This window comes from Streptomyces spiroverticillatus (assembly GCA_014650415.1).
Taxonomy (GTDB): domain Bacteria; phylum Actinomycetota; class Actinomycetes; order Streptomycetales; family Streptomycetaceae; genus Streptomyces; species Streptomyces spiroverticillatus.
The window spans coordinates 122,690-143,736 of record BMUX01000006.1 but is presented as its reverse complement, the minus strand read 5'-3'; the positions used below and the strand labels follow the sequence as shown (position 1 = coordinate 143,736).

General features: G+C 69.4%; 21 protein-coding genes, 1 tRNA gene, 1 pseudogene and 1 riboswitch. Of the genes and pseudogenes, 10 read left to right on the top strand and 13 right to left on the bottom strand.

Features of this window, described 5'->3' with window-relative positions; translation table 11 throughout:
* Positions 1-184: 184 nt before the first annotated feature.
* The 4 genes from IE269_RS17900 to IE269_RS17885 are packed head-to-tail and all read right to left on the bottom strand — an operon-like array spanning position 185 to position 3,502.
* Positions 185-859: a DUF1707 SHOCT-like domain-containing protein gene (locus tag IE269_RS17900; RefSeq protein ID WP_229897919.1), complete on the bottom strand. Its 675-nt coding sequence runs from the start codon at positions 857-859 to the stop codon at positions 185-187.
* A 5-nt stretch (positions 860-864) separates the two neighbouring features.
* A complete protein-coding gene (locus tag IE269_RS17895; protein ID WP_229897920.1) occupies positions 865-1,845 on the bottom strand; it encodes an ABC transporter ATP-binding protein in 981 nt (326 codons plus the stop codon).
* A 6-nt stretch (positions 1,846-1,851) separates the two neighbouring features.
* Positions 1,852-2,703 (bottom strand): ABC transporter permease, encoded by an 852-nt coding sequence (locus tag IE269_RS17890; protein WP_229897922.1) that lies wholly within the window; start codon positions 2,701-2,703, stop codon positions 1,852-1,854.
* A complete protein-coding gene (locus IE269_RS17885) occupies positions 2,696-3,502 on the bottom strand; it encodes an ABC transporter permease (RefSeq protein WP_189824007.1) in 807 nt (268 codons plus the stop codon). Before IE269_RS17885 ends, IE269_RS17890 begins: the two co-directional genes overlap by 8 nt.
* Positions 3,503-3,743: 241 nt before the next feature.
* Here IE269_RS17885 and IE269_RS17880 point away from each other — a divergent pair, with 241 nt between their 5' ends.
* Complete coding sequence (locus IE269_RS17880) at positions 3,744-6,212, top strand: transglycosylase domain-containing protein (RefSeq protein ID WP_189824006.1); 2,469 nt, start codon at positions 3,744-3,746, stop codon at positions 6,210-6,212.
* 4 nt (positions 6,213-6,216) lie between these two features.
* Here the strand turns inward: IE269_RS17880 and IE269_RS17875 are convergent, their stop codons facing one another.
* From IE269_RS17875 to IE269_RS17865, 3 genes are all read right to left on the bottom strand, one after another.
* Positions 6,217-6,537 carry a DMT family transporter gene (locus tag IE269_RS17875; protein WP_189824005.1) on the bottom strand — a complete coding sequence of 107 codons (321 nt, stop codon included), beginning with the start codon at positions 6,535-6,537 and terminating at the stop codon, positions 6,217-6,219.
* Positions 6,538-6,576: 39 nt separating this feature from the next.
* Positions 6,577-6,676: riboswitch (guanidine-III (ykkC-III) riboswitch) on the bottom strand.
* Between the two features lie 44 nt (positions 6,677-6,720).
* A complete protein-coding gene (locus IE269_RS17870; RefSeq protein ID WP_189824004.1) occupies positions 6,721-7,056 on the bottom strand; it encodes a GroES family chaperonin in 336 nt (111 codons plus the stop codon).
* Positions 7,057-7,123: 67 nt separating this feature from the next.
* Complete coding sequence (locus tag IE269_RS17865) at positions 7,124-7,444, bottom strand: DUF3618 domain-containing protein (RefSeq protein ID WP_189824003.1); 321 nt, start codon at positions 7,442-7,444, stop codon at positions 7,124-7,126.
* Between the two features lie 131 nt (positions 7,445-7,575).
* Here IE269_RS17865 and bcp point away from each other — a divergent pair, with 131 nt between their 5' ends.
* The 5 genes from bcp (at position 7,576) to IE269_RS17840 (ending at position 11,406) form a co-directional block, all read left to right on the top strand.
* Entirely contained in the window at positions 7,576-8,043 is a 468-nt protein-coding gene (bcp, locus tag IE269_RS17860; RefSeq protein ID WP_189824002.1) for a thioredoxin-dependent thiol peroxidase, read from the top strand.
* Between the two features lie 149 nt (positions 8,044-8,192).
* Entirely contained in the window at positions 8,193-9,689 is a 1,497-nt protein-coding gene (proP, locus tag IE269_RS17855) for a glycine betaine/L-proline transporter ProP (RefSeq protein ID WP_189824001.1), read from the top strand.
* 147 nt (positions 9,690-9,836) lie between these two features.
* The gene (locus IE269_RS17850) at positions 9,837-10,472 is read left to right on the top strand and encodes an HNH endonuclease (RefSeq protein ID WP_189824000.1); all 636 of its coding nucleotides are present in this window, start codon (positions 9,837-9,839) and stop codon (positions 10,470-10,472) included.
* The gene (locus IE269_RS17845; protein ID WP_229897924.1) at positions 10,469-11,323 is read left to right on the top strand and encodes an HNH endonuclease signature motif containing protein; all 855 of its coding nucleotides are present in this window, start codon (positions 10,469-10,471) and stop codon (positions 11,321-11,323) included. The genes IE269_RS17850 and IE269_RS17845 overlap by 4 nt, the downstream gene beginning before the upstream one ends.
* 8 nt (positions 11,324-11,331) lie before the next feature.
* A tRNA-Leu gene (locus IE269_RS17840) sits at positions 11,332-11,406 on the top strand.
* Between the two features lie 54 nt (positions 11,407-11,460).
* Here IE269_RS17840 and rdgB read toward each other — a convergent pair.
* The 4 genes and pseudogenes from rdgB to IE269_RS17820 form a co-directional block, all read right to left on the bottom strand.
* A complete protein-coding gene (rdgB, locus tag IE269_RS17835) occupies positions 11,461-12,063 on the bottom strand; it encodes an RdgB/HAM1 family non-canonical purine NTP pyrophosphatase (protein WP_189823999.1) in 603 nt (200 codons plus the stop codon).
* A gap of 9 nt (positions 12,064-12,072) precedes the next feature.
* Positions 12,073-12,459 (bottom strand): hypothetical protein, encoded by a 387-nt coding sequence (locus IE269_RS17830; RefSeq protein ID WP_189823998.1) that lies wholly within the window; start codon positions 12,457-12,459, stop codon positions 12,073-12,075.
* Between the two features lie 72 nt (positions 12,460-12,531).
* Entirely contained in the window at positions 12,532-13,278 is a 747-nt protein-coding gene (gene rph, locus IE269_RS17825; RefSeq protein ID WP_189823996.1) for a ribonuclease PH, read from the bottom strand.
* A 104-nt stretch (positions 13,279-13,382) separates the two neighbouring features.
* Positions 13,383-13,655, bottom strand: a pseudogene (locus IE269_RS17820) (PTS sugar transporter subunit IIB); the annotation flags it as partial.
* A gap of 244 nt (positions 13,656-13,899) precedes the next feature.
* On the opposite strand from IE269_RS17820, the gene IE269_RS17815 reads away from it, so the two are divergent.
* Together IE269_RS17815 and IE269_RS17810 are read left to right on the top strand one after the other, a co-directional pair.
* The gene (locus IE269_RS17815) at positions 13,900-15,150 is read left to right on the top strand and encodes a PTS transporter subunit EIIC (RefSeq protein WP_189823993.1); all 1,251 of its coding nucleotides are present in this window, start codon (positions 13,900-13,902) and stop codon (positions 15,148-15,150) included.
* A gap of 305 nt (positions 15,151-15,455) precedes the next feature.
* Entirely contained in the window at positions 15,456-16,724 is a 1,269-nt protein-coding gene (locus IE269_RS17810; protein ID WP_189823991.1) for a PTS transporter subunit EIIC, read from the top strand.
* 82 nt (positions 16,725-16,806) lie between these two features.
* Here the strand turns inward: IE269_RS17810 and IE269_RS17805 are convergent, their stop codons facing one another.
* Positions 16,807-17,559: an MBL fold metallo-hydrolase gene (locus IE269_RS17805; RefSeq protein ID WP_189823990.1), complete on the bottom strand. Its 753-nt coding sequence runs from the start codon at positions 17,557-17,559 to the stop codon at positions 16,807-16,809.
* 459 nt (positions 17,560-18,018) lie between these two features.
* Here IE269_RS17805 and IE269_RS17800 point away from each other — a divergent pair, with 459 nt between their 5' ends.
* Both IE269_RS17800 and IE269_RS17795 read left to right on the top strand, forming a co-directional pair.
* Positions 18,019-18,510, top strand: coding sequence for a type II toxin-antitoxin system PemK/MazF family toxin (locus IE269_RS17800; protein WP_189823989.1), 492 nt, complete (start codon positions 18,019-18,021; stop codon positions 18,508-18,510).
* 289 nt (positions 18,511-18,799) lie between these two features.
* A complete protein-coding gene (locus IE269_RS17795) occupies positions 18,800-20,020 on the top strand; it encodes an acyltransferase family protein (RefSeq protein WP_189823988.1) in 1,221 nt (406 codons plus the stop codon).
* Between the two features lie 75 nt (positions 20,021-20,095).
* Here the strand turns inward: IE269_RS17795 and IE269_RS17790 are convergent, their stop codons facing one another.
* On the bottom strand, positions 20,096-21,046 hold the full coding sequence (locus IE269_RS17790; protein ID WP_189823987.1) for a PLP-dependent cysteine synthase family protein: 951 nt from the start codon (positions 21,044-21,046) through the stop codon (positions 20,096-20,098).
* Position 21,047 lies beyond the last annotated feature (1 nt).

Genomic DNA, 21,047 nt, shown 5'->3' with positions numbered 1-21,047 from the left:
GTACGGGGGCGGGCCCGGCCCCTGCGTGAAGCGCATCCGGCACAGGTGCGGGCCGGGGGGACCGGGGCGGGCCCGGATCGGGCGGGCCGCCCCCTTGCCCGCCCGTCCCGCCCCCGGGGGCGGCCCCGCCGCCCAAGGGGGCTAGGGAGAGAGAAGGGGGCGCCGCCCAAGAAGGCGGGAGCCCTCAGAGTTCCTTGCGGCGTTCGCCCCGCAGCCGCTCCTTCTCCGCACGGCGGAGCTTGCGGTCGACGCCGACGCCGCCCATCAGGGCGAAGCCGGTGACCGTCACCCGGGGGGAGCCGGGGGTCCCCTCCCCCGTGGCCTTGTCGTCGAAGCCGCCCATGATGCCGATGCCCCGCACCTCCACGTGCAGGTCGTTCGGCACCTTCACCTGGATTCCGCCCATGATGGTGATGCACCGGATGGTGACCTCGCGCTCCTCGAAGCGCGCCTCGCGCAGATCGATCTCCCCGCCGCCCCACATCGCGAACGACGTGAAGACCCGGGGCACGCTCCACTGCCCCCACCTCTTGAACCCGCCCCAGAAGGCGAAGGCCCCCTTCGAGGTCGCCGGCACCCCGATCCGCGAGGCCCACGAGGTCGGCGAAGTCTCCGAGCCCCGCACGCCCGGCAGCACCATCGGCGCCGTCTCGGCGGAGGCGGGCAGGTCCCGTACGAGCACCTGCAGCTCACCCTGCGTACGGGACTTGTACGCGAGCCCGAGGCGCTCGTCGAACTCCTCCATGTCGAGCCGCCCCTCGGCGACGGCCTCCCGCAGCACCTCGGCCACGCGCTCGCGGTCGGCGTCCGAAGCCCGCAGTTCAGGAAGGTGTTCCCCAGTATCCCCAGCACTCGTCATACGAGTCAGACTAGCCGCGCTCCCTGGGCCCCGTCCGCCCCGCCCGCGTACATCTTCGCGATCACCGCCTCGATGTCCGGCTCCCGGACGGACAGGTCCAACAGGGGGTACGAGGCGGCCAGTTGGGCCACGAGCGGAGCCGCCGACACCGAGGCCGGGAAGGCGAGCCACTGCCGGGGCCCCTCCACCTTCACCACCCGCGCCAAGTCGGTCTCCACGGGCGGGAGTTCCTGCTCCAGGTCCACGACCAGCATCCGCTCGCTCTCCCCCACCTCGTGCAGCCCGGCCAGCGCCCCGTCGTACATCAGCCGCCCGTGGTCGATGACCATGACCCGCTTGCAGAGCTGCTCGATGTCGGTGAGGTCATGGGTCGTCAGCAGCACCGTCGTCCCCAGCTCCGCGTTCAAGTCCCGCAGGAACTGCCGCACCTTGGACTTGGAGACGACGTCGAGCCCGATCGTCGGCTCGTCCAGGTACAGCACCTCCGGATCGTGCAGCAGCGCCGCCGCGATGTCGCCCCGCATCCGCTGCCCGAGCGACAACTGCCGTACGGGTACGTCGAGCAGCTCGGCCAGGTCCAGCAGTTCCACGCACCGCTCCATGTTCGCGGCGAACCGTGCGTCCGGGATCCGGTACATGCGGTGCATCAGCCGGTACGAGTCCTTCAGCGGCAGGTCCCACCACAGCGTCGTCCGCTGGCCGAAAACCACCCCGATCCGCGACGCCAGCCGTGTCCGCTCCCGCGCCGGGTCGATGCCCGCGACCCGCAGCCGGCCGCCGCTGGGGGTGAGGATGCCGGTGAGCATCTTGATGGTGGTGGACTTGCCCGCCCCGTTGGGGCCGATGTAGCCGACCATCTCGCCGCGCGGAATCGTGAAGCTGATCCCGTCGACCGCCCTGACCTGCCGTTTCTCCCGCCGCATGAAGCCTGTTCTGCGGCGTACGTCGAAGACCTTCTCGACGCCGTCCAACTCGATGAGATCCACCCAGCATCAACTCCCCGTGCTCCGGTACGACCGCAATCCCGCCCGCCACAACAGCCCCGCCACCACCCAGAACCCCACCGCCACCACCGGCGGCGCGAAGGCGAACCACTCCGGCACGTCCAACGGATACGGCCGCCCCAGCACGTACATCACCGGAATCCAGTTCACGAAGGCCAGCGGCAGCAGGAAGGTCACCCCGCGCACCAGGTCCTTGGCGAACACCGTCGGCGGGTACTGGAGCAGCGCGTTGCCCCCGAAGGTGAACGCCGACTGCACCTCCGCCGCGTCCTGCGCCAGGAACTGAAAGGCCCCGCCCATCGTGAACAGCGCCGCGAAGATCGCCCCGCCGCTCAGCAGCATCATCGGCACCATGAGCACCTTCAGCGGTGTCCACTGCACCTCGTCCAACTGCACGACCGCGTACACCAGTACCGCCAGCCCCTGCGTGATCCGGCCGATCCGGCGCAGCGCGAACTGGTCCGCCGCCAACTGCGCCAGCACCGGCACGGGCCGCACCAGCAGCGTGTCCAGCGTGCCGTCGCGGACCCGCAGGCCGACCCTTCCCATGGTGCCCATCAGGAGGTCGCCGATCCCCAGGGCCGAACCCGCCACCCCGTACAGGAAAGCCACCTCGCCCAGCGAGAACCCGCCGAGCCGCTCCACGTGCCCGAACATCAACAGCACGGCCACGAAGTCGAGTCCGGTCCCCAGGAAGCTGCCGAGCGTCGTGAGCGCGAACGACGCCCGGTAGGCCATCGTGGAGCGCACCCACATCATCGCGATGAGCCCGTACGCCCGGAATCCGTCCCGTGCGAGCGCGAGGCGCCCCCGGACGGGGACCACCAGCTCCTCAGCCACCCTGCACCACCACCCGCCGTGTCGCCGCCGCCTGGAGCGTCCGTCCCACCGTCAACAGGGCGACGGCCCAGCCCGCCTGGAAGGCGTACGCGGCGAGCAGGTCCCAGCCCGTGCGCACCCCCAGGTACACGTCCGCCGGGACCTGGAGCAGCGCCGACCACGGCAGCGCCCGCGCCACCTCGCCCAGCAGCCCCGGGAAGAGGTTGAGCGGCAGCAGCATCCCGGAGAAGAACATTCCCGCCAGCCAGGACACCTGGGTGACGCCCGCCCCGTCCAGCAGCCAGAACGCGCTCAGCGCCACCAGGTAGCGCAGCGCGAAGCTGACCACCAGGCCCAGGAACACCGACCCGAGGAAGGCGGGCCAGCGCCACCACGGGGTGGGCACAGCGAGTTCGAAGGCGAGCGAGCCCACCGCCATCGGCACCACGCCCCGGCCCAGGAGTTGGAAGGCACCTCGCCCCAAGTCGGACGCCAGCCACCAGAGTTGGAGGTCGGCCGGGCGGTAGAGATCGGTGACGATCGCGCCGGTACGGATGCGTTCCATCAGGTCGGTCTCGAAGCCGCCGCCCATCAACGAGGCCGCCGCCAGGAGGGCTTGACCGATCCAGACGTACGCGAGGGCCTGCGGCAGCTCGTAGCCGCCCAGGTGCGGACGCTGGTCCCACAGGGCCGTGTACGTGTACGCGAGGATGAATCCGAAGACGGTGTTGGTGAACACCCCTGCCAGAGTCGCCGCCCGGTACGTGGCGTACCGGCGGAACCCTCCGGCGGCCACGAGCGCGTACAACCGCCAGCGCACCCGCACCTCCCCCACCCCCTCACTCGTTGTGCCACTTGGCTCACCGCATGCCGCCGACACCGAAGCGCACGACCCTAGCCCAACGGGGTCACCGGCCGCGAGCGATTACTCGCCCTGTGTCAGGACGAGTGGGATTCGCGGTAGAGCACGGTGTTTCATGGAGGCACAAGCGAATCGCCCGATACGACACCGTTATGCCGGAGTGTGAACCTCTGGCCGCGTCCGAGGAGTCTTCACAGGCATGAGCGACGAGCCACAGCAGCAGCCGGGCTGGGCCCCCCGGGACCCCTCCGTCCCGGGCCCGGGCCCGGACTCCGCCGCCCCCGACGACGCCCCGGGCGCCGCGTCGGGCAACGCCTCGGGCAACGCCTCGGGCAAGAAGAAGCCCAAGCGCCCCAAGCGCACCGGCTGGCGGCGGCTGATCCCCACCTGGCGGATGCTGCTCGGTACGTTCGTGCTCCTCGCGGTGCTGCTCGTCGGCGCGTTCGTCGCCGGGTACACCATGGTCAAGATCCCCGCGGCCAACGACACCGCGACCGCCCAGTCCAACGTCTACCTGTACGCCGACGGCACCCCCCTCGCCCGCGACGGCGAGGTCAACCGGGAGAGCGTGAAGCTCTCCCAGGTCCCCAAGGAGATCCAGCACGCGGTCCTGGCGGCCGAGGACCGCGGCTTCTACGGCGAACCCGCCGTCGACCCGCAGGCCATGCTCCGCGCCGCCTGGAACACCGCCACCGGCAAGGGCAAGCAGTCCGGCTCGACCATCACCCAGCAGTACGTGAAGAACTACTACCTGGCGCAGGAGCAGACCATCACCCGCAAGGTGAAGGAGTTCTTCATCGCGATCAAGCTCAACCGGGAGTCGTCCAAGGACGAGATCCTGGAGGGCTACCTCAACACCAGCTACTTCGGCCGCAACGCCTACGGCATCCAGGCCGCCGCCCAGGCCTACTACGGCAAGGACGTCGACCAGCTCGGCGCCCCCGAGGGCGCCTACCTCGCCTCCCTGCTGAACGCCCCCAACGCCTACGACGTCGCCACCCACCCCGAGAACCGGGGCAAGGCGCTCGGCCGCTGGAACTACGTCCTGGACGGCATGGTCAAGGAGGGCTGGCTGAAGCAGGCCGACCGGGCGAAGATCAAGTTCCCGCAGCCGCAGCAGGCCAAGCCGGCCGGCGGCCTGTCCGGGCAGCGCGGGTACATCGTGCAGGCCGTCGAGGACTACCTGACCAGCAACAAGGTCATCGACGAGGAGACCCTCAACACCGGCGGCTACCGCATCATCACCACTCTGGAGAAGCCCCGCCAGGACGCCTTCGTGAAGGCCGTCGAGGACAACGTCATGAAGAAGGTCGACGCCAAGAAGCGCAAGGCCGACCGCAACGTCCGCGTCGGCGGCGCCTCCATCGACCCGGCCACCGGCAAGATCGTCGCGATGTACGGGGGCATCGACTACACCAAGCAGTACGTCTCCAACGCCACCCGCCGCGACTTCCAGGTCGGCTCCACTTTCAAGCCCTTCGTCTTCACCGCGGCCGTCGAGAACGGCTCCACCACCCAGGCCGGGGCCCCGATCACCCCCAACACCACTTACGACGGCACCAACAAGCGGCCCGTCGTCGGCAGCCCCATCCCGTTCGCCCCGGCCAACGAGGACGACGTGTCGTACGGCAACATCTCCGTGCGCACCGCCACCGACAAGTCCGTGAACGCCGTGTACGCGCAGATGGCCGTGGACGTCGGCCCCAAGAAGGTCAAGGAGACCGCCGTCGCGCTCGGCCTGCCCGAGGAGACGCCCGAGTTCCACCCCACCCCCTCGATCGCGCTCGGCGTCGCCACCGCGAGCGTGCTCGACATGACCGAGGCGTACGCCACCCTGGCGAACCACGGCAAGCACGGCACGTACTCACTCGTCGAAAAGATCTCCAAGAACGGCGAGGACCTGACCCTGCCCAAGCAGGAGACCAAGCAGGTCGTCTCCCGCGCCGCCGCCGACACCACCACCTCGATCCTCCAGAGCGTCGTCGAGGGCGGCACCGGCGCCGCCGCCAAGGCCGCCGGACGCCCCGCGGCGGGCAAGACCGGCACCGCCGAGGAGGACAAGGCCGCCTGGTTCGCGGGCTACACCCCCGACCTGGCGACCGTCGTCGCCGTGATGGGCGCCGACCCCGACACGGCCGTGCAGAAGCCGCTGTACGGGGCTCTCGGCCAGGCCCGTATCAACGGCGGCGGCGCGCCCGCCGAGACCTGGGCGCAGTACACGGCCGCCGCCCTCAAGGGCAAGGAGGTCAAGGACTTCGACCTGGAGGTCGAGGCCGGCTCCGAACTCCCGGTCAACCCGCCGCCGGTCGCCCCGCCCGCCTCGCCGCCGCCCGGCCAGGACACCGGCGGACAGCAGCCCGGCACCGACAACGGCGGCGCGGCGGCCGACGGCGGCCAGCAGGGCGGCCAGACCGGCGGCGCGGCCACCGGGGGCAACGCCCAGGGCGGCAACGCCAACGGCGGTGACGACGGAGGCGGCGACAACGGCGGCGGCCTGATCGGCGGCAACGACGGAGGCGGCGACAACGGCGGCGGGGACCCCGGCGGCGGCGATCAGGGCGGCAACGACAACGGGGGCGGCGGCGACCCCAACCCCGTCGGCGGCCTGATCGGCGGCGGCGAACAGGGCCGCCGCCCGGCGGGCAGCGGGGACGCCCCGCCGAACTAGACCGCTAGTGACCCGAGGTCGCCTTCAGGCCGACCACGGCCACCAGCAGCAGGCAGACGAAGAAGATCCGGGCGGCGGTGACGGGCTCGTTCAGCACGAGCATGCCGACCACCGCCGCACCGGCCGCACCGATGCCGACCCACACGCCGTACGCCGTACCGATCGGCAGCGTCTTGGCGGCCTGCGAGAGCAGCAGCATGCTGACGACGATCCCGGCACCGGTGAACACGCTCGGCCACAGCCGGGTGAACCCCTCGGTGAACTTCATCCCGATCGACCAGCCGACTTCGAGCAGACCGGCGACGATCAACAGAACCCATGCCATGACGGCACCTCCGAAACGAGAACGCGGAACAACTCACGGGGTGCGTCGTCTTTGCGATGAGCACCTGCGGTGTCCGCAGGCGACTCGTCCCGGTACGGCGCGTCTCGTCGGGGTCCCCCCACCGTAGCAAAGGGCACGCAAAAGGGCCTGGTGACGATGGTCACCAGGCCCTTCGCAGGTGTTCTACAGGTACAGCCCCGTGGAGTCCTCGGAGACCCGCTCCGAAGCCACCGCGTGCAGGTCGCGCTCGCGCATCAGCACGTACGCCGTGCCCCGCACCTCGACCTCGGCGCGGTCCTCGGGGTCGTACAGCACCCGGTCGCCGGGCACCACGGTCCGTACGTTCTGCCCGACGGCGACCACCTCGGCCCACGCCAGGCGCTTGCCGACGGCCGCCGTGGCCGGAATCAGGATGCCGCCGCCGGAGCGGCGCTCACCCTCCGGGGAGTCCGACTTGACCAGCACACGGTCGTGCAGCATCCGGATGGGCAGCTTGTCGTCGTGGTTCTTCTCGCTCACGTCACGCAACCTACCTGTCCGGACCCATGCCAGCCGAGAGAGGGTCAGCCCTTGGTCGGCCCTCGCGTCAGCCCTTGCGGCGGCGCGAGGACACCAGCAGCAGCCCCACGACCGCCACCGCGACCACGGCCACCGGCACCAGCCGGTCGATCCGGGGCGCCCCGTCGGCGTCCACGAACTGCGCCCGTACGTCCGTGACCTTGCGGTTCACCGCCACGAACGCGCGTCCGGCGGTCTCGTCGACAGCCGACTTCGCCTTGGCCTTCACATCACCGACGATGGTCTGGGGGTGCAGCCGGACACCGATCTCGTCCAGCGTCACCGCGAGCTGTTCGCGCCTGCGGACGATGTCCGCCTCGATCTGCGCAGGGGTCCTGGCTTCCGACACTGCGCCGCCTCCGTGGTCCGGTCCGGTAATCCGTCAACGAGCAGTCTGTCAGCTCCCGCGCTCTCCCACCCATCGGCACCCCCATTACGCTCAAGCCGTACCCCGCCCTCTACCCCCACCAGGGAGTCCCCATGAGCGAGCGCCTCACGCCCGGCGACACCGCCCCCGCCTTCACCCTGCCCGACGCCGACGGCAACGACGTCTCCCTCGCCTCCCACAAGGGCCGCAAGGTCATCGTCTACTTCTACCCGGCCGCCCTCACCCCCGGCTGCACCAAGCAGGCCTGCGACTTCACCGACAACCTCGACGTGCTGGCCGCCGCCGGGTACGACGTCATCGGCGTCTCCCCCGACAAGCCGGAGAAGCTCGCGAAGTTCCGCGAGAAGGAGTCGCTGAAGGTGACTCTGGTCGGCGACCCGGAGAAGACGACGCTGGAGGCGTACGGGGCCTTCGGCGAGAAGAAGCTGTACGGCAAGACGGTGACCGGCGTCATCCGCTCCACGATCGTCGTGGACGAGGACGGCAAGGTCGAGCACGCCTTCTACAACGTCAAGGCCACGGGCCACGTCGCGAAGATCATCAAGGACCTGAAGATCTGAGCGGAATGTCCCCTATGCGCCTTGCGTGACGGGCTTGCGTGACAGGAATCCCACCCCACCGGGTGGGATTTTTGTTTGCACCGGTCGCAATCGCGCAGACGTACCTCCTGGAACACCCGACCCAGTTGCCTTCCGGAGAGGACCCGCACATGACGCCCACCGCCCCCGAGAGGGCCGAGGACCCCGAGGCGGTAAAGCGTCACCGCGTCCTCTTCCGTGCCCTGAACCGCCGCAAGAACCCGCCCCTGCGCCGCTCCGACATCACCGTCACGGACGAGGCGGCCGTCAAGAGAGCGGTGAAGGCCGCCTCCCTCGGCAACGCCATGGAGTGGTTCGACTTCGGTATCTACTCCTACCTGGCGGTCACCCTCGGCCATGTCTTCTTCCCTTCCGGGAACGACACGGCCCAGCTCCTCTCCTCCTTCGCGACCTTCGCGGTGGCCTTCCTGGTCCGGCCCCTCGGCGGCATGTTCTTCGGCCCGATGGGCGACAAGATCGGCCGCAAGAAGGTCCTCGCGCTCACGATGATCCTGATGTCGATCGGCACCCTCGCCATCGGCCTGATCCCCTCCTGGGACTCCATCGGCGTCTGGGCCCCGATCCTGCTGATCTTCTTCCGGATGCTCCAGGGCTTCTCCACCGGCGGCGAGTACGGCGGCGCGTCCACCTTCATCGCCGAGTACGCGCCCGACAAGCGCCGCGGCTTCTTCGGCAGCTTCCTGGAATTCGGCACGCTGGCCGGTTACGTCGGCGCGGCCGGCCTGGTCACGGCCCTCACCGCGATCCTCGGCAACGACGCCATGCGCGAATGGGGCTGGCGGGTGCCCTTCCTGGTCGCCGCCCCGATGGGCCTGATCGGCCTCTACCTCCGAATGAAGCTGGACGAGACCCCCGCCTTCCAGAAGCTGGAGTCGGAGAACGCCCGCGCCTCCGAGGCCGCCGACGCCGTCGAGAAGTCCACCAAGGGCGACCTCGGCCGCATCTTCCGCGACTACTGGCCGACCCTCATCCTCTGCATCTGCCTGGTCGGCGCCTACAACATCACCGACTACATGCTGCTCTCCTACATGCCCACCTACCTCTCCAAGGAGCTGGGCTACTCGGAGACCCACGGCCTCCTCATCCTCCTCGCCGTCATGGCCTTCCTCATGGTGATCATCAGCCAGGTCGGCCGCCTCAGCGACCGCTTCGGCCGCAAGCCCCTCCTCATGACCGGCATGATCGGCTTCTTCGTCCTCTCCCTCCCGGCCTTCCTCCTCCTCGGCCAGGGCAGCATCCCGGCGATCATCGCTGGCCTGCTGATGCTGGGCCTCTCCCTGGTCTGCCTCCTGGGCACGATGTCGGCCGCCCTCCCGGCCCTCTTCCCGACCTCGGTCCGCTACGGCTCCCTCTCCGTCGGCTACAACCTCTCCGCCTCGCTCTTCGGCGGCACCACCCCCCTGGTCGTCACCGGCCTGATCGCCTGGACCGGCAACAACCTCATGCCGGCCTACTACTCGATGGCCGCGGCCCTGGTCGGCATCATCGCGGTCGCCTGCATGAAGGAGACCGCCCAGAAGCCCCTGGAGGGCTCCCCGCCCTCGGTCGAAACCAAGGAAGAGGCCGCGGAACTGGTCGAGGCCCAGGCCCGCGAGCCGAAGTTCTGATCCCGGCTCATCTGCTCCGCATCCGGAATGCCGTGCCCCACTTGAAGTGGGGCACGGCATTCCGCATTCCGGACGTGACCATCCGATAAACGGTTCGTTTCTCCGTACGAGGCTGCGAACGCGCGGCCGGGAACGGAGGCGACGAACATGGCGGTCCGGTACACGCCCGAGATGCTGGAGCGAGCGGCGCGCGAGGCGAAGACCTGGGACGAGGCAGTCCGGCTGTGCGGAGGAATACCCACGGCGGGGAGCAGGCGGTACCTGCGCGCGAAGATGCGGGAGGCGGGGATTGACGCGTCGCACATCCCGACCCGGTGGGTCCGGCACAGCGACGAGACGCTGCGGGAGTTGGTGGCGACGTCGAGAAGCGTGGCGGAGGTGGTACGACGCCTGGGGATCAGCCCCGTCGGGGGCAACCAGGCGCACATCGGGCGGCGGATCGCAGCACTGAAGCTGGACACTACGCACTTTGTGCAGGCGGGAAGGATGGGCCGGGAGCGACCGCGGCAGACGAAGCGAGACGTGCTCGTTCTCGGTTCCGCTTCCGGCGGGCGGGTCGACAGGGATCGACTGCACCGAGCACTCCTCCGCATTGGCGTCCCGGAGGAGTGCGCCGAGTGTGGAAACACCACCATCTGGAACGACAGACCGCTCCGCCTCGAAATCGACCACGTGAACGGCGACTGGTGGGACAACCGGCCGACGAATCTACGCTTCCTCTGCCCCAACTGCCATGCGGTGACGGACACTTATCGGGGACGCAAGCGGAGGGCCACGGCGTGAACTCCGCTCACAAGTACCCCCGCGACCTGCTGCAGCGCATGGCCGCCGAGGCAACCAGCATGGTCGACCTGCTCCGCAGGTTGAACGCCACGCTGGGTAGCGGACCGCTCCGCTACGTACGCGGCAGGCTGGAGCTCTACGGCATCGACACGTCACACTTCGTCCACGAACCGCTTCCTACACGCCCGCACCGCTCTTACTCCAAGGAATTACTGGCCGAGGCAGCGGCTCATTCGACCAGTATCCGGGGCATCTTCGAGTACCTCGGCTACCCGCCCGACGACAGCCCGTACAGTCTCGTGAAGAAGCGCCTCGACCGGCACGGAATCGACACCTCGCACTTCCAGACAGGCGGGTACTCCCGGCCAATCTCCGAAGCCGAACTCACGGAGGCCGTCGCCGCCTCACTGAGCATGGCCCAAGTGCTGAAGCACCTTGATCTGAGGGACGTGGGGGCCAGCCGCGCGCGGGTGAGACGAAGTATCGAGACGTACGGCCTCTCGACGGATCACTTCACCGGCCAGGGTCACTACCGGGGCGTCCCGTCCCCGTACCGCAAGACAGCGGAGGAAATCCTCCGACCACCGGGGGAGAGCCCAAACCGGACTCGGACGAAGTTTCTGCGGAGAGCGCTGGAAGAGATCGGTGTCCTGCAGGAATGCGCTGGGTGCGGGGTCGGCAGTGAATGGCGAGGGAAGCGCCTCGTGCTTGAGATCGACCACATCAACGGAGACCGGCTGGACAACCGCCGTGAAAACCTCCGGTACTTGTGCCCGAACTGCCACAGCCAAACGAAGACCTACTCGAACCGCTCTCACTGCTCAGCGCCTTCGGCAGACCCAGTAGAGTGAAGCCCTATGGGCCCGTACCCCAGCAGGCCAGAGGGAGCCGTTTTAGGGGCGGCGTGTCGTGGGTTCGAGTCCCACCGGGCCCACGGCCGAGAGCATGGCACCGGTCGGTGCCATGCTCTCGTGTTTCGCAAAAGCGCTCAGCCCAGCAGCTCCCGCAGCACCGGTACCAGCTCCCGGAACGCCTTCCCCCGGTGGGAGATGGCGTTCTTCTCGGCCGGGGAGAGTTCCGCGCAGGTCACCTCGTAGCCGTCGGGCTGGAGGATCGGGTCGTAGCCGAAGCCGTTGCGGCCGACGGGGGCGTAGCGGAGGGTGCCCGGCATGGTGCCGAAGACGACGCGTTCCGTGCCGTCGGGGAGGGCGAGGGCGGCGGCGCAGGCGAAGTGGGCGGCGCGGTGTTCGGGGCCGATGTCGGCGAGCTGGGCCAGGAGGAGGTCCAGGTTGGCGTGGTCGTCGCCGTGGGTGCCGGACCAGCGGGCGGAGAAGATGCCGGGGGCGCCGTGCAGGACGTCGACCGCGAGGCCGGAGTCGTCGGCGATGGCGGGCAGGCCGGTGGCTGCCGCCATCGCGTGGGCCTTGAGGAGGGCGTTCTCGGCGAAGGTGACGCCCGTTTCCTTGACGTCGGGGATGTCGGGGTAGGCGTCGGTGCCGACCAGGTCGTAGCCCAGGTCGGCGTCGGCGAGGATCGTGCGGAGTTCGGTGATCTTGCCCGCGTTGCGGGTGGCGAGGATGAGGCGGGTCATACCCCCAAGTTACGGGGTGCAGACCTTGCCGATCTCGGAGGCCGCGGAGGTGATCGGGGTGAGGTCGGGGGTCGCGTCGCCGCCGTCGATGGCCTTGCGGACGTTGTCGACGCCGGTGCCCAGGTCCTTGACCGCCTTGGAGAGGTCGGCGTTGTCGGTCTTGTCGCCGAGGGACTTGAGCTCGCGGTCGATGTCGTTGAGTGCCTGCTGGGAGGCGAGGGGGTCGTTCGCGGCGTTGGAGACGGCCTGCTGGAGGCGGTCGACGCTCCCGGCGATGGTGGCGGCCGTGTTGGCGCAGTCCAGGGCCTTGTCGAGGGCTCCGCAGCCGACGAGGGACGTGACCGTGAGTGCGGTGGCCGCGAGGGCCAGGGCGGTGCGGCGTACGTACGACTGCATGGAGCGGGTCCTCCCCCGAGGAACGGCGACAGTGGACGGGCGTACGGGGTTCAAGCCGTACGCCCGTGACTGTCAGGACGCGTCGGGGGTGTCCACGGTTGCCAGCGCACGTGCCTGGAGCGCGGAGAGGTCGGCGCAGCCGCCGGCGGCGAGGTCGAGGAGGGCGTTGAGCTCCTTGCGGTCGAAGGGCTCGGCCTCGGCGGTGCCCTGGACCTCGACGAAGCGGCCGTCGCCGGTGCAGACGACGTTCATGTCGGTGTCGGCGCGCACGTCCTCCTCGTAGCAGAGGTCGAGGAGCGGGACGCCGTCGACGATGCCGACGGAGACGGCGGAGACGGTGCCGGTCAGCGGCTCGCGGCCCGGCTTGATGAGCTTCTTGGACTTGCCCCAGGCGATGGCGTCGGCGAGGGCGACGTAGGCGCCGGTGATGGCGGCGGTGCGGGTGCCGCCGTCGGCCTGGAGGACGTCGCAGTCCAGGACGATGGTGTTCTCGCCGAGGGCCTTGTAGTCGATGACGGCGCGCAGGGAGCGGCCGATCAGGCGGCTGATTTCGTGCGTACGGCCGCCGATCTTGCCTCGTACGGATTCGCGGTCGCCGCGGGTGTTGGTGGCGCGCGGGAGCATCGAGTACTCGCCGGTGACCCAGCCTTCGCCGCTGCCCTTGCGCCAGCGGGGGACGCCTTCGGTGAAGGAGGCGGTGCAGAAGACCTTGGTGTCGCCGAAGGAGACGAGGACGGAGCCCTCGGCGTGCTTGCTCCATCCGCGTTCGATGGTGACCGGGCGGAGCTGTTCGGGGGTGCGGCCGTCGATTCGAGACATGGGTCGAGCCTAGTCGCTGCGGGTGAAGGGGCTGTTCCGGTCATGCCTGAGGGCCCGTCTCCGTGGCTGGAAACGGGCCCTCGGCGGGTCACGGGGGTCCGTGACTACATCATGTCTTCGATCTCGCCGGCGATCGGGTCGGCGTCGGTGCCGATGACGACCTGGATGGCGGTGCCCATCTTGACGACGCCGTGGGCGCCGGCGGCCTTGAGCGCGGCCTCGTCGACGAGGTCGGCGTCGACGACCTCGGTGCGCAGGCGCGTGATGCAGCCCTCGACCTCTTCGATGTTGTCGAGCCCGCCGAGCCCGGCGACGATCTTCTCAGCCTTGGTGGCCATGGTGTTTCTCCTTGAGTGGTCAAAGGTCGCTGCGTCACGCCGCGTCGGCCCAGCGTTGGCCGCTTTGTCACGTTAACCCACGGTTGGCCCAACTTCTCGGGCGCGCCTGGGGGCGGTGGCGAAAGATGACGATCACCGGTGGTGCGTGGTCAGTCGTACTCCGGGACCGTATCGCAACTGGTCTACACCAGTGTGCAACACCCAAGCGGACTGGCTTGTTCCACACCCCCCGCTTCCCTTCTGCACCCCTTGCACCCCATGTGCCGCATCCGGGAGGACGTCGATGAGTTCGGACTCAGTCGAGGCTCGGTCGAAGCCTCCGAAGCCGAAGAAGAGCTGGAAGCAGATCACCCTGGGCGGCCTCCAGAAGCTGGGGCGCAGCCTTCAGCTGCCGGTGGCGGCGCTGCCCGCGGCCGGTCTGCTGATGCGGATCGGCCAGCCGGACGTGTTCGGCAAGGACGGTCTGGGCTGGGACAAGCTCGCCGCGATCTTCGCGGGCGCGGGCGGCGGCATCATCGACAACATGCCGCTGCTGTTCTGCGTCGGTGTGGCGATCGGCTTCGCGAAGAAGTCGGACGGCTCGACCGCGTTCGCGGCGGTGGTCGCGTACATGGTGTTCAAGAGCGTGCTGGACGCGGCGTTCGTGGACAAGGTGACGACGAAGGCCGTGAACCCGGGTGTGCTGGGCGGCGTGATCGTGGGTCTGATCACGGCGAAGGTCTGGGAGAAGTACCACCGCATCCGGCTGCCCGACTGGCTGGGCTTCTTCTCGGGGCGGCGCTTCATCCCGGTGGTCATGTCGTTCGTGTCGGTGCTGCTGGCCGTGGTCTTCGGGTACGGGTGGCAGCCGATCGGCGACGGGCTGAACTCGTTCGCGGAGTGGCTCTCCAGCATGGGGGCGTGGGGTTCGGGCATCTTCGGCGTGCTGAACAGGGCGCTGATCCCGTTCGGCATGCACATGCTGCTGAACACCTTCGCGTGGTACCAGTTCGGGTCCTTCACCCCCGAGGGCGGCGAGGAGGTGCACGGCGACGTGTTCCGCTTCCTGGCGGGCGACTCGTCGGCGGGCATGTTCACGACCGGCTTCTACCCGATCATGATGTTCGCGCTCCCGGCGGCCTGTCTGGCCATCGCGCACTGTGCGCGGCCGGAGCGGCGCAAGGCGACGATGGGCATGATGATGTCGCTGGCGCTGACGTCGTTCGTGACGGGTGTGACGGAGCCGATCGAGTTCTCCTTCGTGTACCTGGCGCCGGCGCTGTACGCGATCCACGCGGTGCTGACGGGTGTGTCGATGGCGGTGACCTGGGCGATGGGCATCCGGGAGGGCTTCACCTTCTCCGCGGGCCTCTTCGACTACCTGCTGAACTGGAGCAAGGCGACCAAGCCCGCGCTGCTGATCCCGGTGGGTCTGGCGTTCGCGGCGGTCTACTACGGGCTGTTCCGCTTCGTGATCACCAAGTTCAACCTGAAGACTCCGGGGCGGGAGTCGGACGAGGAGATCGCGGAGATGGAGAAGGAGAACTTCAAGTAGCGCGCGCCCGCGCACACAGCCACCAAGTAGCTGTATACGGCAATGGGTTAGAGGGCTTAGTCCTCTCCCCCACAGGCCCTCGGACCCTCGCGGTCCGGGGGTCTTTGTCTGTTTCCTTACGTTATGAGCGGTCGACCGGAATCGCAGGTTCCTTATCTCGCCCTCATCGTGTTACAACTGGTCTAAACCACTGAGTGGTTTAGACCACGCGACCCCGAAGTCCTCGGGCCGCGTACCCCCCGGAGACGCCGCCGTCCCAACTTCTTCATGTCCCCTGGCGGCGCCTTGCCCCCATGGAGGATCAGATGTCCAAGGCCACCGCCGCCGCCCCCGCGGCCGACAAGAAGAAGGGCGCGGGCGCCATGGCCGTCATGCAGCGCATCGGCCGCAGCTTGATGCTGCCGGTCGCCGTGCTGCCCGCCGGCGCGCTGCTCATCCGCCTCGGCCAGCCGGACATGCTCGGCCGCGAGAACTTCCCGACCTTCATCCAGAAGATCGCGGGCTTCATGTTCGCGGGCGGCGACGCGATCATCAGCAACATGGCGATCCTGTTCGCCGTCGGCATCGCCATCGGCTTCGCGAAGAAGTCGGACGGCTCCACGGCGCTCGCCGCGGTCACGGGCTACCTGGTCTTCCAGAAGGTGCTCGCCACCTTCACCGACGGCAACCTGCCGAAGGTCGCCGCAGTCGTCGACGGCAAGATCGTCATGAACGAGGCCCCGGTCAACGCCGGTGTCCTCGGCGGTGTCGTGATGGGCATCATCGTGGCCCTGCTCTACCAGAAGTTCTACCGGACCAAGCTGCCCGACTGGGCCGGCTTCTTCGGCGGCCGTCGTCTGGTCCCGATCCTCTCCGCCTTCGCGGGTCTGGTCACCGGCATCGTCTTCGGCTACATCTGGCCGGTCCTGGGCACCGCCCTGCACAACTTCGGTGAGTGGCTGGTCGGCTCCGGCGCGGTCGGCGCGGGCATCTTCGGTGTCGCCAACCGTGCGCTCATCCCGGTCGGCATGCACCACCTGCTGAACTCCTTCCCGTGGTTCCAGGCCGGTTCCTTCGAGGGCAAGAGCGGCGACATCGCCCGCTTCCTGCAGGGCGACCCGTCCGCCGGACAGTTCATGACCGGCTTCTTCCCGATCATGATGTTCGCCCTCCCGGCGGCCTGCCTCGCGATCGTCCACTGCGCCCGCCCCGAGCGTCGCAAGATCGTCGGCGGCATGATGTTCTCGCTCGCGCTGACCGCCTTCATCACCGGCGTGACCGAGCCCATCGAGTTCACCTTCATGTTCCTGGCCCCGGCGCTGTACGCGATCCACGCGGTGCTGACCGGTGTCTCCATGGCCCTGACCTGGGCGCTCGGCATGAAGGACGGCTTCGGCTTCTCGGCCGGTCTGATCGACTACCTGCTGAACCTCGGCAAGGCGACGAACCCGCTGGGTCTGGCGCTGGTCGGCCTCTGCTTCGCGGTCGTCTACTACTTCCTGTTCCGCTTCGCGATCACGAAGTTCAACATTCCGACGCCGGGCCGCGAGTCCGACGAGGAGCTGGCGGAGCTGCAGAAGGCGGAAGCCAAGTAAGCACGCGGTACGCATGAGGAAGGGCCCCGGAACCGGTGATCGGTTCCGGGGCCCTTTCGTGTTCCCTGTTACGGGTACGGGCTCAGACCTCGTAGACCGCACCCCGGCGGGCCACCTCGGCCGGGCCGTGGAAGGCGTCGCGGGCGTCGGCGAGGTTGCGCTGCTCGTCGGTCCACGGGGGGATGTGGGTGAGGACGAGGCGGCCGACGTCCGCGCGGGCGGCGTGCTCGCCGGCCTCCCGGCCGTTGAGGTGCAGGTCCGGGATGTCCTCCTTGCCGTACAGGAAGGAGGCCTCGCAGAGGAAGAGGTCGGCGCCCTCGGCCAGCTCGTGCAGGGCCTCGCAGGGGCCGGTGTCCCCGGAGTACGTCAGGGTCCGGCCGCCGTGCTCCAGGCGGATGCCGTACGTCTCGACCGGGTGGCGCACCTTCTCCGTACGCACGGAGAACGGGCCGATGTCGAAGCTGCCCGGCTTGAGGGTGTGGAAGTCGAAGACCCTGCTCATGGAGTCCGGGGTGGGAGTCGCGCCGTGCGCCGTGGTGAGGCGCTCCTCGGCGCCCTCGGGGGCGTAGACGGGGAGGGCGGGGGCCATGCCGCCGTCGTGGCGGTAGTAGCGGGTGACGAAGTACGCCGTCATGTCGATGCAGTGGTCGGCGTGGAGGTGGCTGAGGAAGATCGCGTCCAGGTCGTAGAGACCGATGTGGCGCTGGAGCTCGCCGAGGGCGCCATTGCCCATGTCGAGCAGCAGCCGGAAGCCGTCGGCCTCGACGAGGTAGCTCGAACAGGCCGATTCCGTGGAGGGGAACGACCCCGAGCAGCCGACGACGGTGAGCTTCATTGAGCTGGGCCTCCGTGGGTGCGGGTGGGGGTACGGGGAAGGGTTCGAGCGTACGGCGCGGGGAGGGGGCCCGCTCCTCGGCCGGGGGCCGTTGTGGGGCAACTCACCTGGGGCGTCACCGGTTCGGGGGGCGTGAACTGGGGGCGTGGGGGGCGGTGTTGACCGCGGGCCGCCGGGGCTCGGGCCGCGGGGGGGGCGAGGTTTGCGGGGCTCGGCCTCGTGCTCCTGGGCCGGGGGCGGCTCGGGTCGGGGGCCGGGGTCCTTGCCCGTGCCGGGAGGCTTGGGTCTGCCCGCTGGGGCAAGGGGGTCCCCAGCCCCGCCCCTTCACCTCAACCCGCGGGGCAAGTGCGCGGCTCCGTGCGGGAGCGTCGTGGCTGGTCGCGCAGTTCCCCGCGCCCCTACGGGGCGCTCGTGCCGTCCGACGCGACGAGGGCGGAGGGGCCCGGTACCGTCGGGCGCATGGATACCTCGTGGTGGCTGGCGCTGCTCGGCGTGGTCGTGGTCGCACTCATAGCGGCGCTGACCGACGGGTGGGGGCGGGGGCGCAAGGCCCGCAGGGGACAGCAGCGTCCCGGTGGGCGCACCCGGCCGCCGGGGCGGCCGACCGGCCCGCGGCGCAGGCCCGGCAAGCTGCCCAAGCGGCTGCCGCAGCCCGGCGAGATCTGGTGGGCGGAGGTTCCGTACGAGGACGGACCGGGGTCGAAGGACCGGCCGTGCCTGGTGCTGAGCGTGCGGGCCGAGGACGCCCTCGTCGCGAAGATCACCAGCAAGTGGCACCACGACCGGCAGGGTGTGATCCCGCTGCCGCCGGGTTCGGTGGGCGACGCCCAGGGGCGGCCGAGTTTCCTGGAGACGGACGAGCTGCGGGACGTGGCGCTGTGGGACTTCCGCCGCCGGGTCGGCGTCGCGGACCCCACCGTGTGGGACCAGGTCAGGCACCTCACCAACTGAGCACAAGGTTTGCGCACGAGCGGCATCGGCTCCCCGCTCCCCCGGCACACCCCTGCCCCAAGATCGAACCGGATGTACGTTCCCCGTATCTCACTCGCGTGAGTGAACACCCCGTATGTCCCGGTAGCCTCGTCCCAAACGGTGGCGTTGTGCACATGCGGCAGACGTCATGACAGGTGCCCCACCTGGACAGACGGACAGGATCGACCGGTCCCGGCCCGTCCCCACGACATGCTCGACCCTGCCGCTCCGCACGGCGTTCCCCCGTCCCCGATGCCTTGAGAAGCCTGTGACTGCGACGCTCACCGCTCCACGCCCCGGCCTCGTCCCCGCCCCGTTCCGTTCCTCCGCCGCCCCGGCGGCGCTGCCGAACCGGCTCGACTCGCTCACCAGCCTGAGATTCTTCGCCGCGTTCGCCGTGTTCGCGCACCACTTCACGGGGCTCGGCAACAAGACCGGCTACGGCACGGCGCCCGCGATCTTCCCGTACTCGATGATCGGCGGGCACGGGGTCACTTTCTTCTTCGTGCTCTCCGGGTTCCTGCTGACGTGGGTGTTCAAACCGCAGGAACACCCGGTGGCCTTCTACTGGCGGCGCATGGCGCGGATCTGGCCGGCCTCGCTGGTGGCCGCGATCCTCGGCTTCTACGCGTACTACATCGCGGCGCACGAGCACATCGACTGGCCGAGCCTGGTCGCCTCGCTGTTCCTGGTGCAGACGTGGTTCCCGGGCGTGACGCCCACTCTGCCGGGCAACGAGGTGACCTGGACGCTCAGCGTCGAGCTGCTCTTCTACGCCCTGTTCCCGCTGGCCGCACGCATCGCGGTGCGTTTCCGCACCCGCACGCTGGCGCTCGCGACGGTGGCCGGTCTGGTCGGGATGTGGGCGGTGAACTGGTGGGCGGCGGCCACCTTCGAGCCCTCCTTCGAGGGCTGGATCATGCGGAACCCCATCGTCTACCTGCCGCAGTTCCTGCTCGGCATGACGGTCGCACTGGCGGTGCGGCGCGGCTGGCGGCTGCCGCTGCGCCCGTTCGTCCCCGTCGTGCTGCTCGCGCTGTACGTGTGGGGGTACTACACGGGCCGGGCGAGCCTGCCCGAGCCGGTCGTCGCGCAGCTCGACTACACGATCCGGCCGATCATGGCGGTGCTGTCGCTGCTGATCATCCTGGCGTTCGTGCAGCGGGAGATCAACGGCCACCGCGGGGTGCTGAACAAGCCCTCGCTGATCCTGCTGGGCGCCTGGTCGTACGGCTTCTACCTGATCCACCACTCGATCTCGCGCCTGGCGACGTACGCCTGGGGCCGGGCCGGGGACGACAACAGCGTGCTGCTCGACATGGCCGGGTGCGCGGTCGTGGTGGTCGCGCTGTCGTGGGCGCTGTTCCGGTACGTGGAGGAGCCCGCCGCGACGTGGCTGAACCGGAAGATGCCGCAGCGTCTGCGCCGCAAGGTGGGCAGGCCCGCCCCGGTTTCGGCGCAGGGCGGCACGAAGGTGCCGGTCGCCTAGTTCGTTCGTACGGTACGAGAAGGGGCCCGCGCCATTCCCGATGGCGCGGGCCCCTTCGTGTACCGCAGCGGACCGTCACGCCCAGAGCTGGCCGTGCAGGGTCTCGATGGCGGCCTCGGTGGTGGGGGCCGTGTAGACGCCCGTGGAGAGGTACTTCCAGCCGCCGTCGGCGACGACGAAGGCGATGTCGGCGGACTCCCCTGCCTTGAGCGCCTTCTTACCGACGCCGATCGCGGCGTGCAGGGCCGCGCCCGTGGAGACGCCCGCGAAGATGCCCTCCTGCTGGAGGAGCTCGCGGGTGCGGGTGACCGCGTCGGCGGAGCCCACGGAGAAGCGGGTGGTGAGGACGGAGGCGTCGTACAGCTCGGGGACGAAGCCCTCGTCGAGGTTGCGCAGGCCGTAGACGAGGTCGTCGTAGCGCGGCTCGGCGGCGACGATCTTCACGTCGGGCTTGTGCTCGCGGAGGTAGCGGCCGACGCCCATGAGGGTGCCGGTGGTGCCGAGACCTGCGACGAAGTGGGTGATCGAGGGGAGGTCGGTGAGGATCTCCGGGCCGGTCGTCGCGTAGTGGGCGCCCGCGTTGTCGGCGTTGCCGTACTGGTAGAGCATCACCCAGTCCGGGTGCTCGGAGCTGAGCTCCTTGGCGACGCGGACGGCCGTGTTGGAGCCGCCGGCCGCCGGGGAGGAGATGATCTCCGCGCCCCACATGGCGAGCAGGTCGCGGCGCTCCTGCGAGGTGTTCTCGGGCATCACGCAGACGATGCGGTAGCCCTTGAGCTTGGCGGCCATCGCCAGGGAGATGCCGGTGTTGCCGCTGGTGGGCTCCAGGATGGTGCAGCCGGGTGTCAACCGGCCGTCCTTCTCGGCCTGTTCGACCATGTGGAGCGCCGGGCGGTCCTTGATCGAGCCGGTCGGGTTGCGGTCCTCCAGCTTGGCCCAGATGCGGACGTCGTCGGAGGGCGAGAGGCGCGGCAGGCGTACCAGCGGGGTGTTGCCGACCGCGGCGAGCGGGGAGTCGTACCGCATG

What these genes read in the sequence shown, in the direction of transcription:
- IE269_RS17900 (WP_229897919.1), bottom strand. Translation starts at nt 859, where the DNA reads ATGACGAGTGCTGGGGATACTGGGGAACACCTTCCTGAACTGCGGGCT.
- IE269_RS17880 (WP_189824006.1), top strand. Translation starts at nt 3,744, where the DNA reads ATGAGCGACGAGCCACAGCAGCAGCCGGGCTGGGCCCCCCGGGACCCC.
- IE269_RS17875 (WP_189824005.1), bottom strand. Translation starts at nt 6,537, where the DNA reads ATGGCATGGGTTCTGTTGATCGTCGCCGGTCTGCTCGAAGTCGGCTGG.
- bcp (WP_189824002.1), top strand. Translation starts at nt 7,576, where the DNA reads ATGAGCGAGCGCCTCACGCCCGGCGACACCGCCCCCGCCTTCACCCTG.
- proP (WP_189824001.1), top strand. Translation starts at nt 8,193, where the DNA reads ATGACGCCCACCGCCCCCGAGAGGGCCGAGGACCCCGAGGCGGTAAAG.
- IE269_RS17850 (WP_189824000.1), top strand. Translation starts at nt 9,837, where the DNA reads ATGGCGGTCCGGTACACGCCCGAGATGCTGGAGCGAGCGGCGCGCGAG.
- rdgB (WP_189823999.1), bottom strand. Translation starts at nt 12,063, where the DNA reads ATGACCCGCCTCATCCTCGCCACCCGCAACGCGGGCAAGATCACCGAA.
- IE269_RS17830 (WP_189823998.1), bottom strand. Translation starts at nt 12,459, where the DNA reads ATGCAGTCGTACGTACGCCGCACCGCCCTGGCCCTCGCGGCCACCGCA.
- rph (WP_189823996.1), bottom strand. Translation starts at nt 13,278, where the DNA reads ATGTCTCGAATCGACGGCCGCACCCCCGAACAGCTCCGCCCGGTCACC.
- IE269_RS17815 (WP_189823993.1), top strand. Translation starts at nt 13,900, where the DNA reads ATGAGTTCGGACTCAGTCGAGGCTCGGTCGAAGCCTCCGAAGCCGAAG.
- IE269_RS17810 (WP_189823991.1), top strand. Translation starts at nt 15,456, where the DNA reads ATGTCCAAGGCCACCGCCGCCGCCCCCGCGGCCGACAAGAAGAAGGGC.
- IE269_RS17805 (WP_189823990.1), bottom strand. Translation starts at nt 17,559, where the DNA reads ATGAAGCTCACCGTCGTCGGCTGCTCGGGGTCGTTCCCCTCCACGGAA.
- IE269_RS17800 (WP_189823989.1), top strand. Translation starts at nt 18,019, where the DNA reads ATGGATACCTCGTGGTGGCTGGCGCTGCTCGGCGTGGTCGTGGTCGCA.
- IE269_RS17790 (WP_189823987.1), bottom strand. Translation starts at nt 21,046, where the DNA reads ATGCGGTACGACTCCCCGCTCGCCGCGGTCGGCAACACCCCGCTGGTA.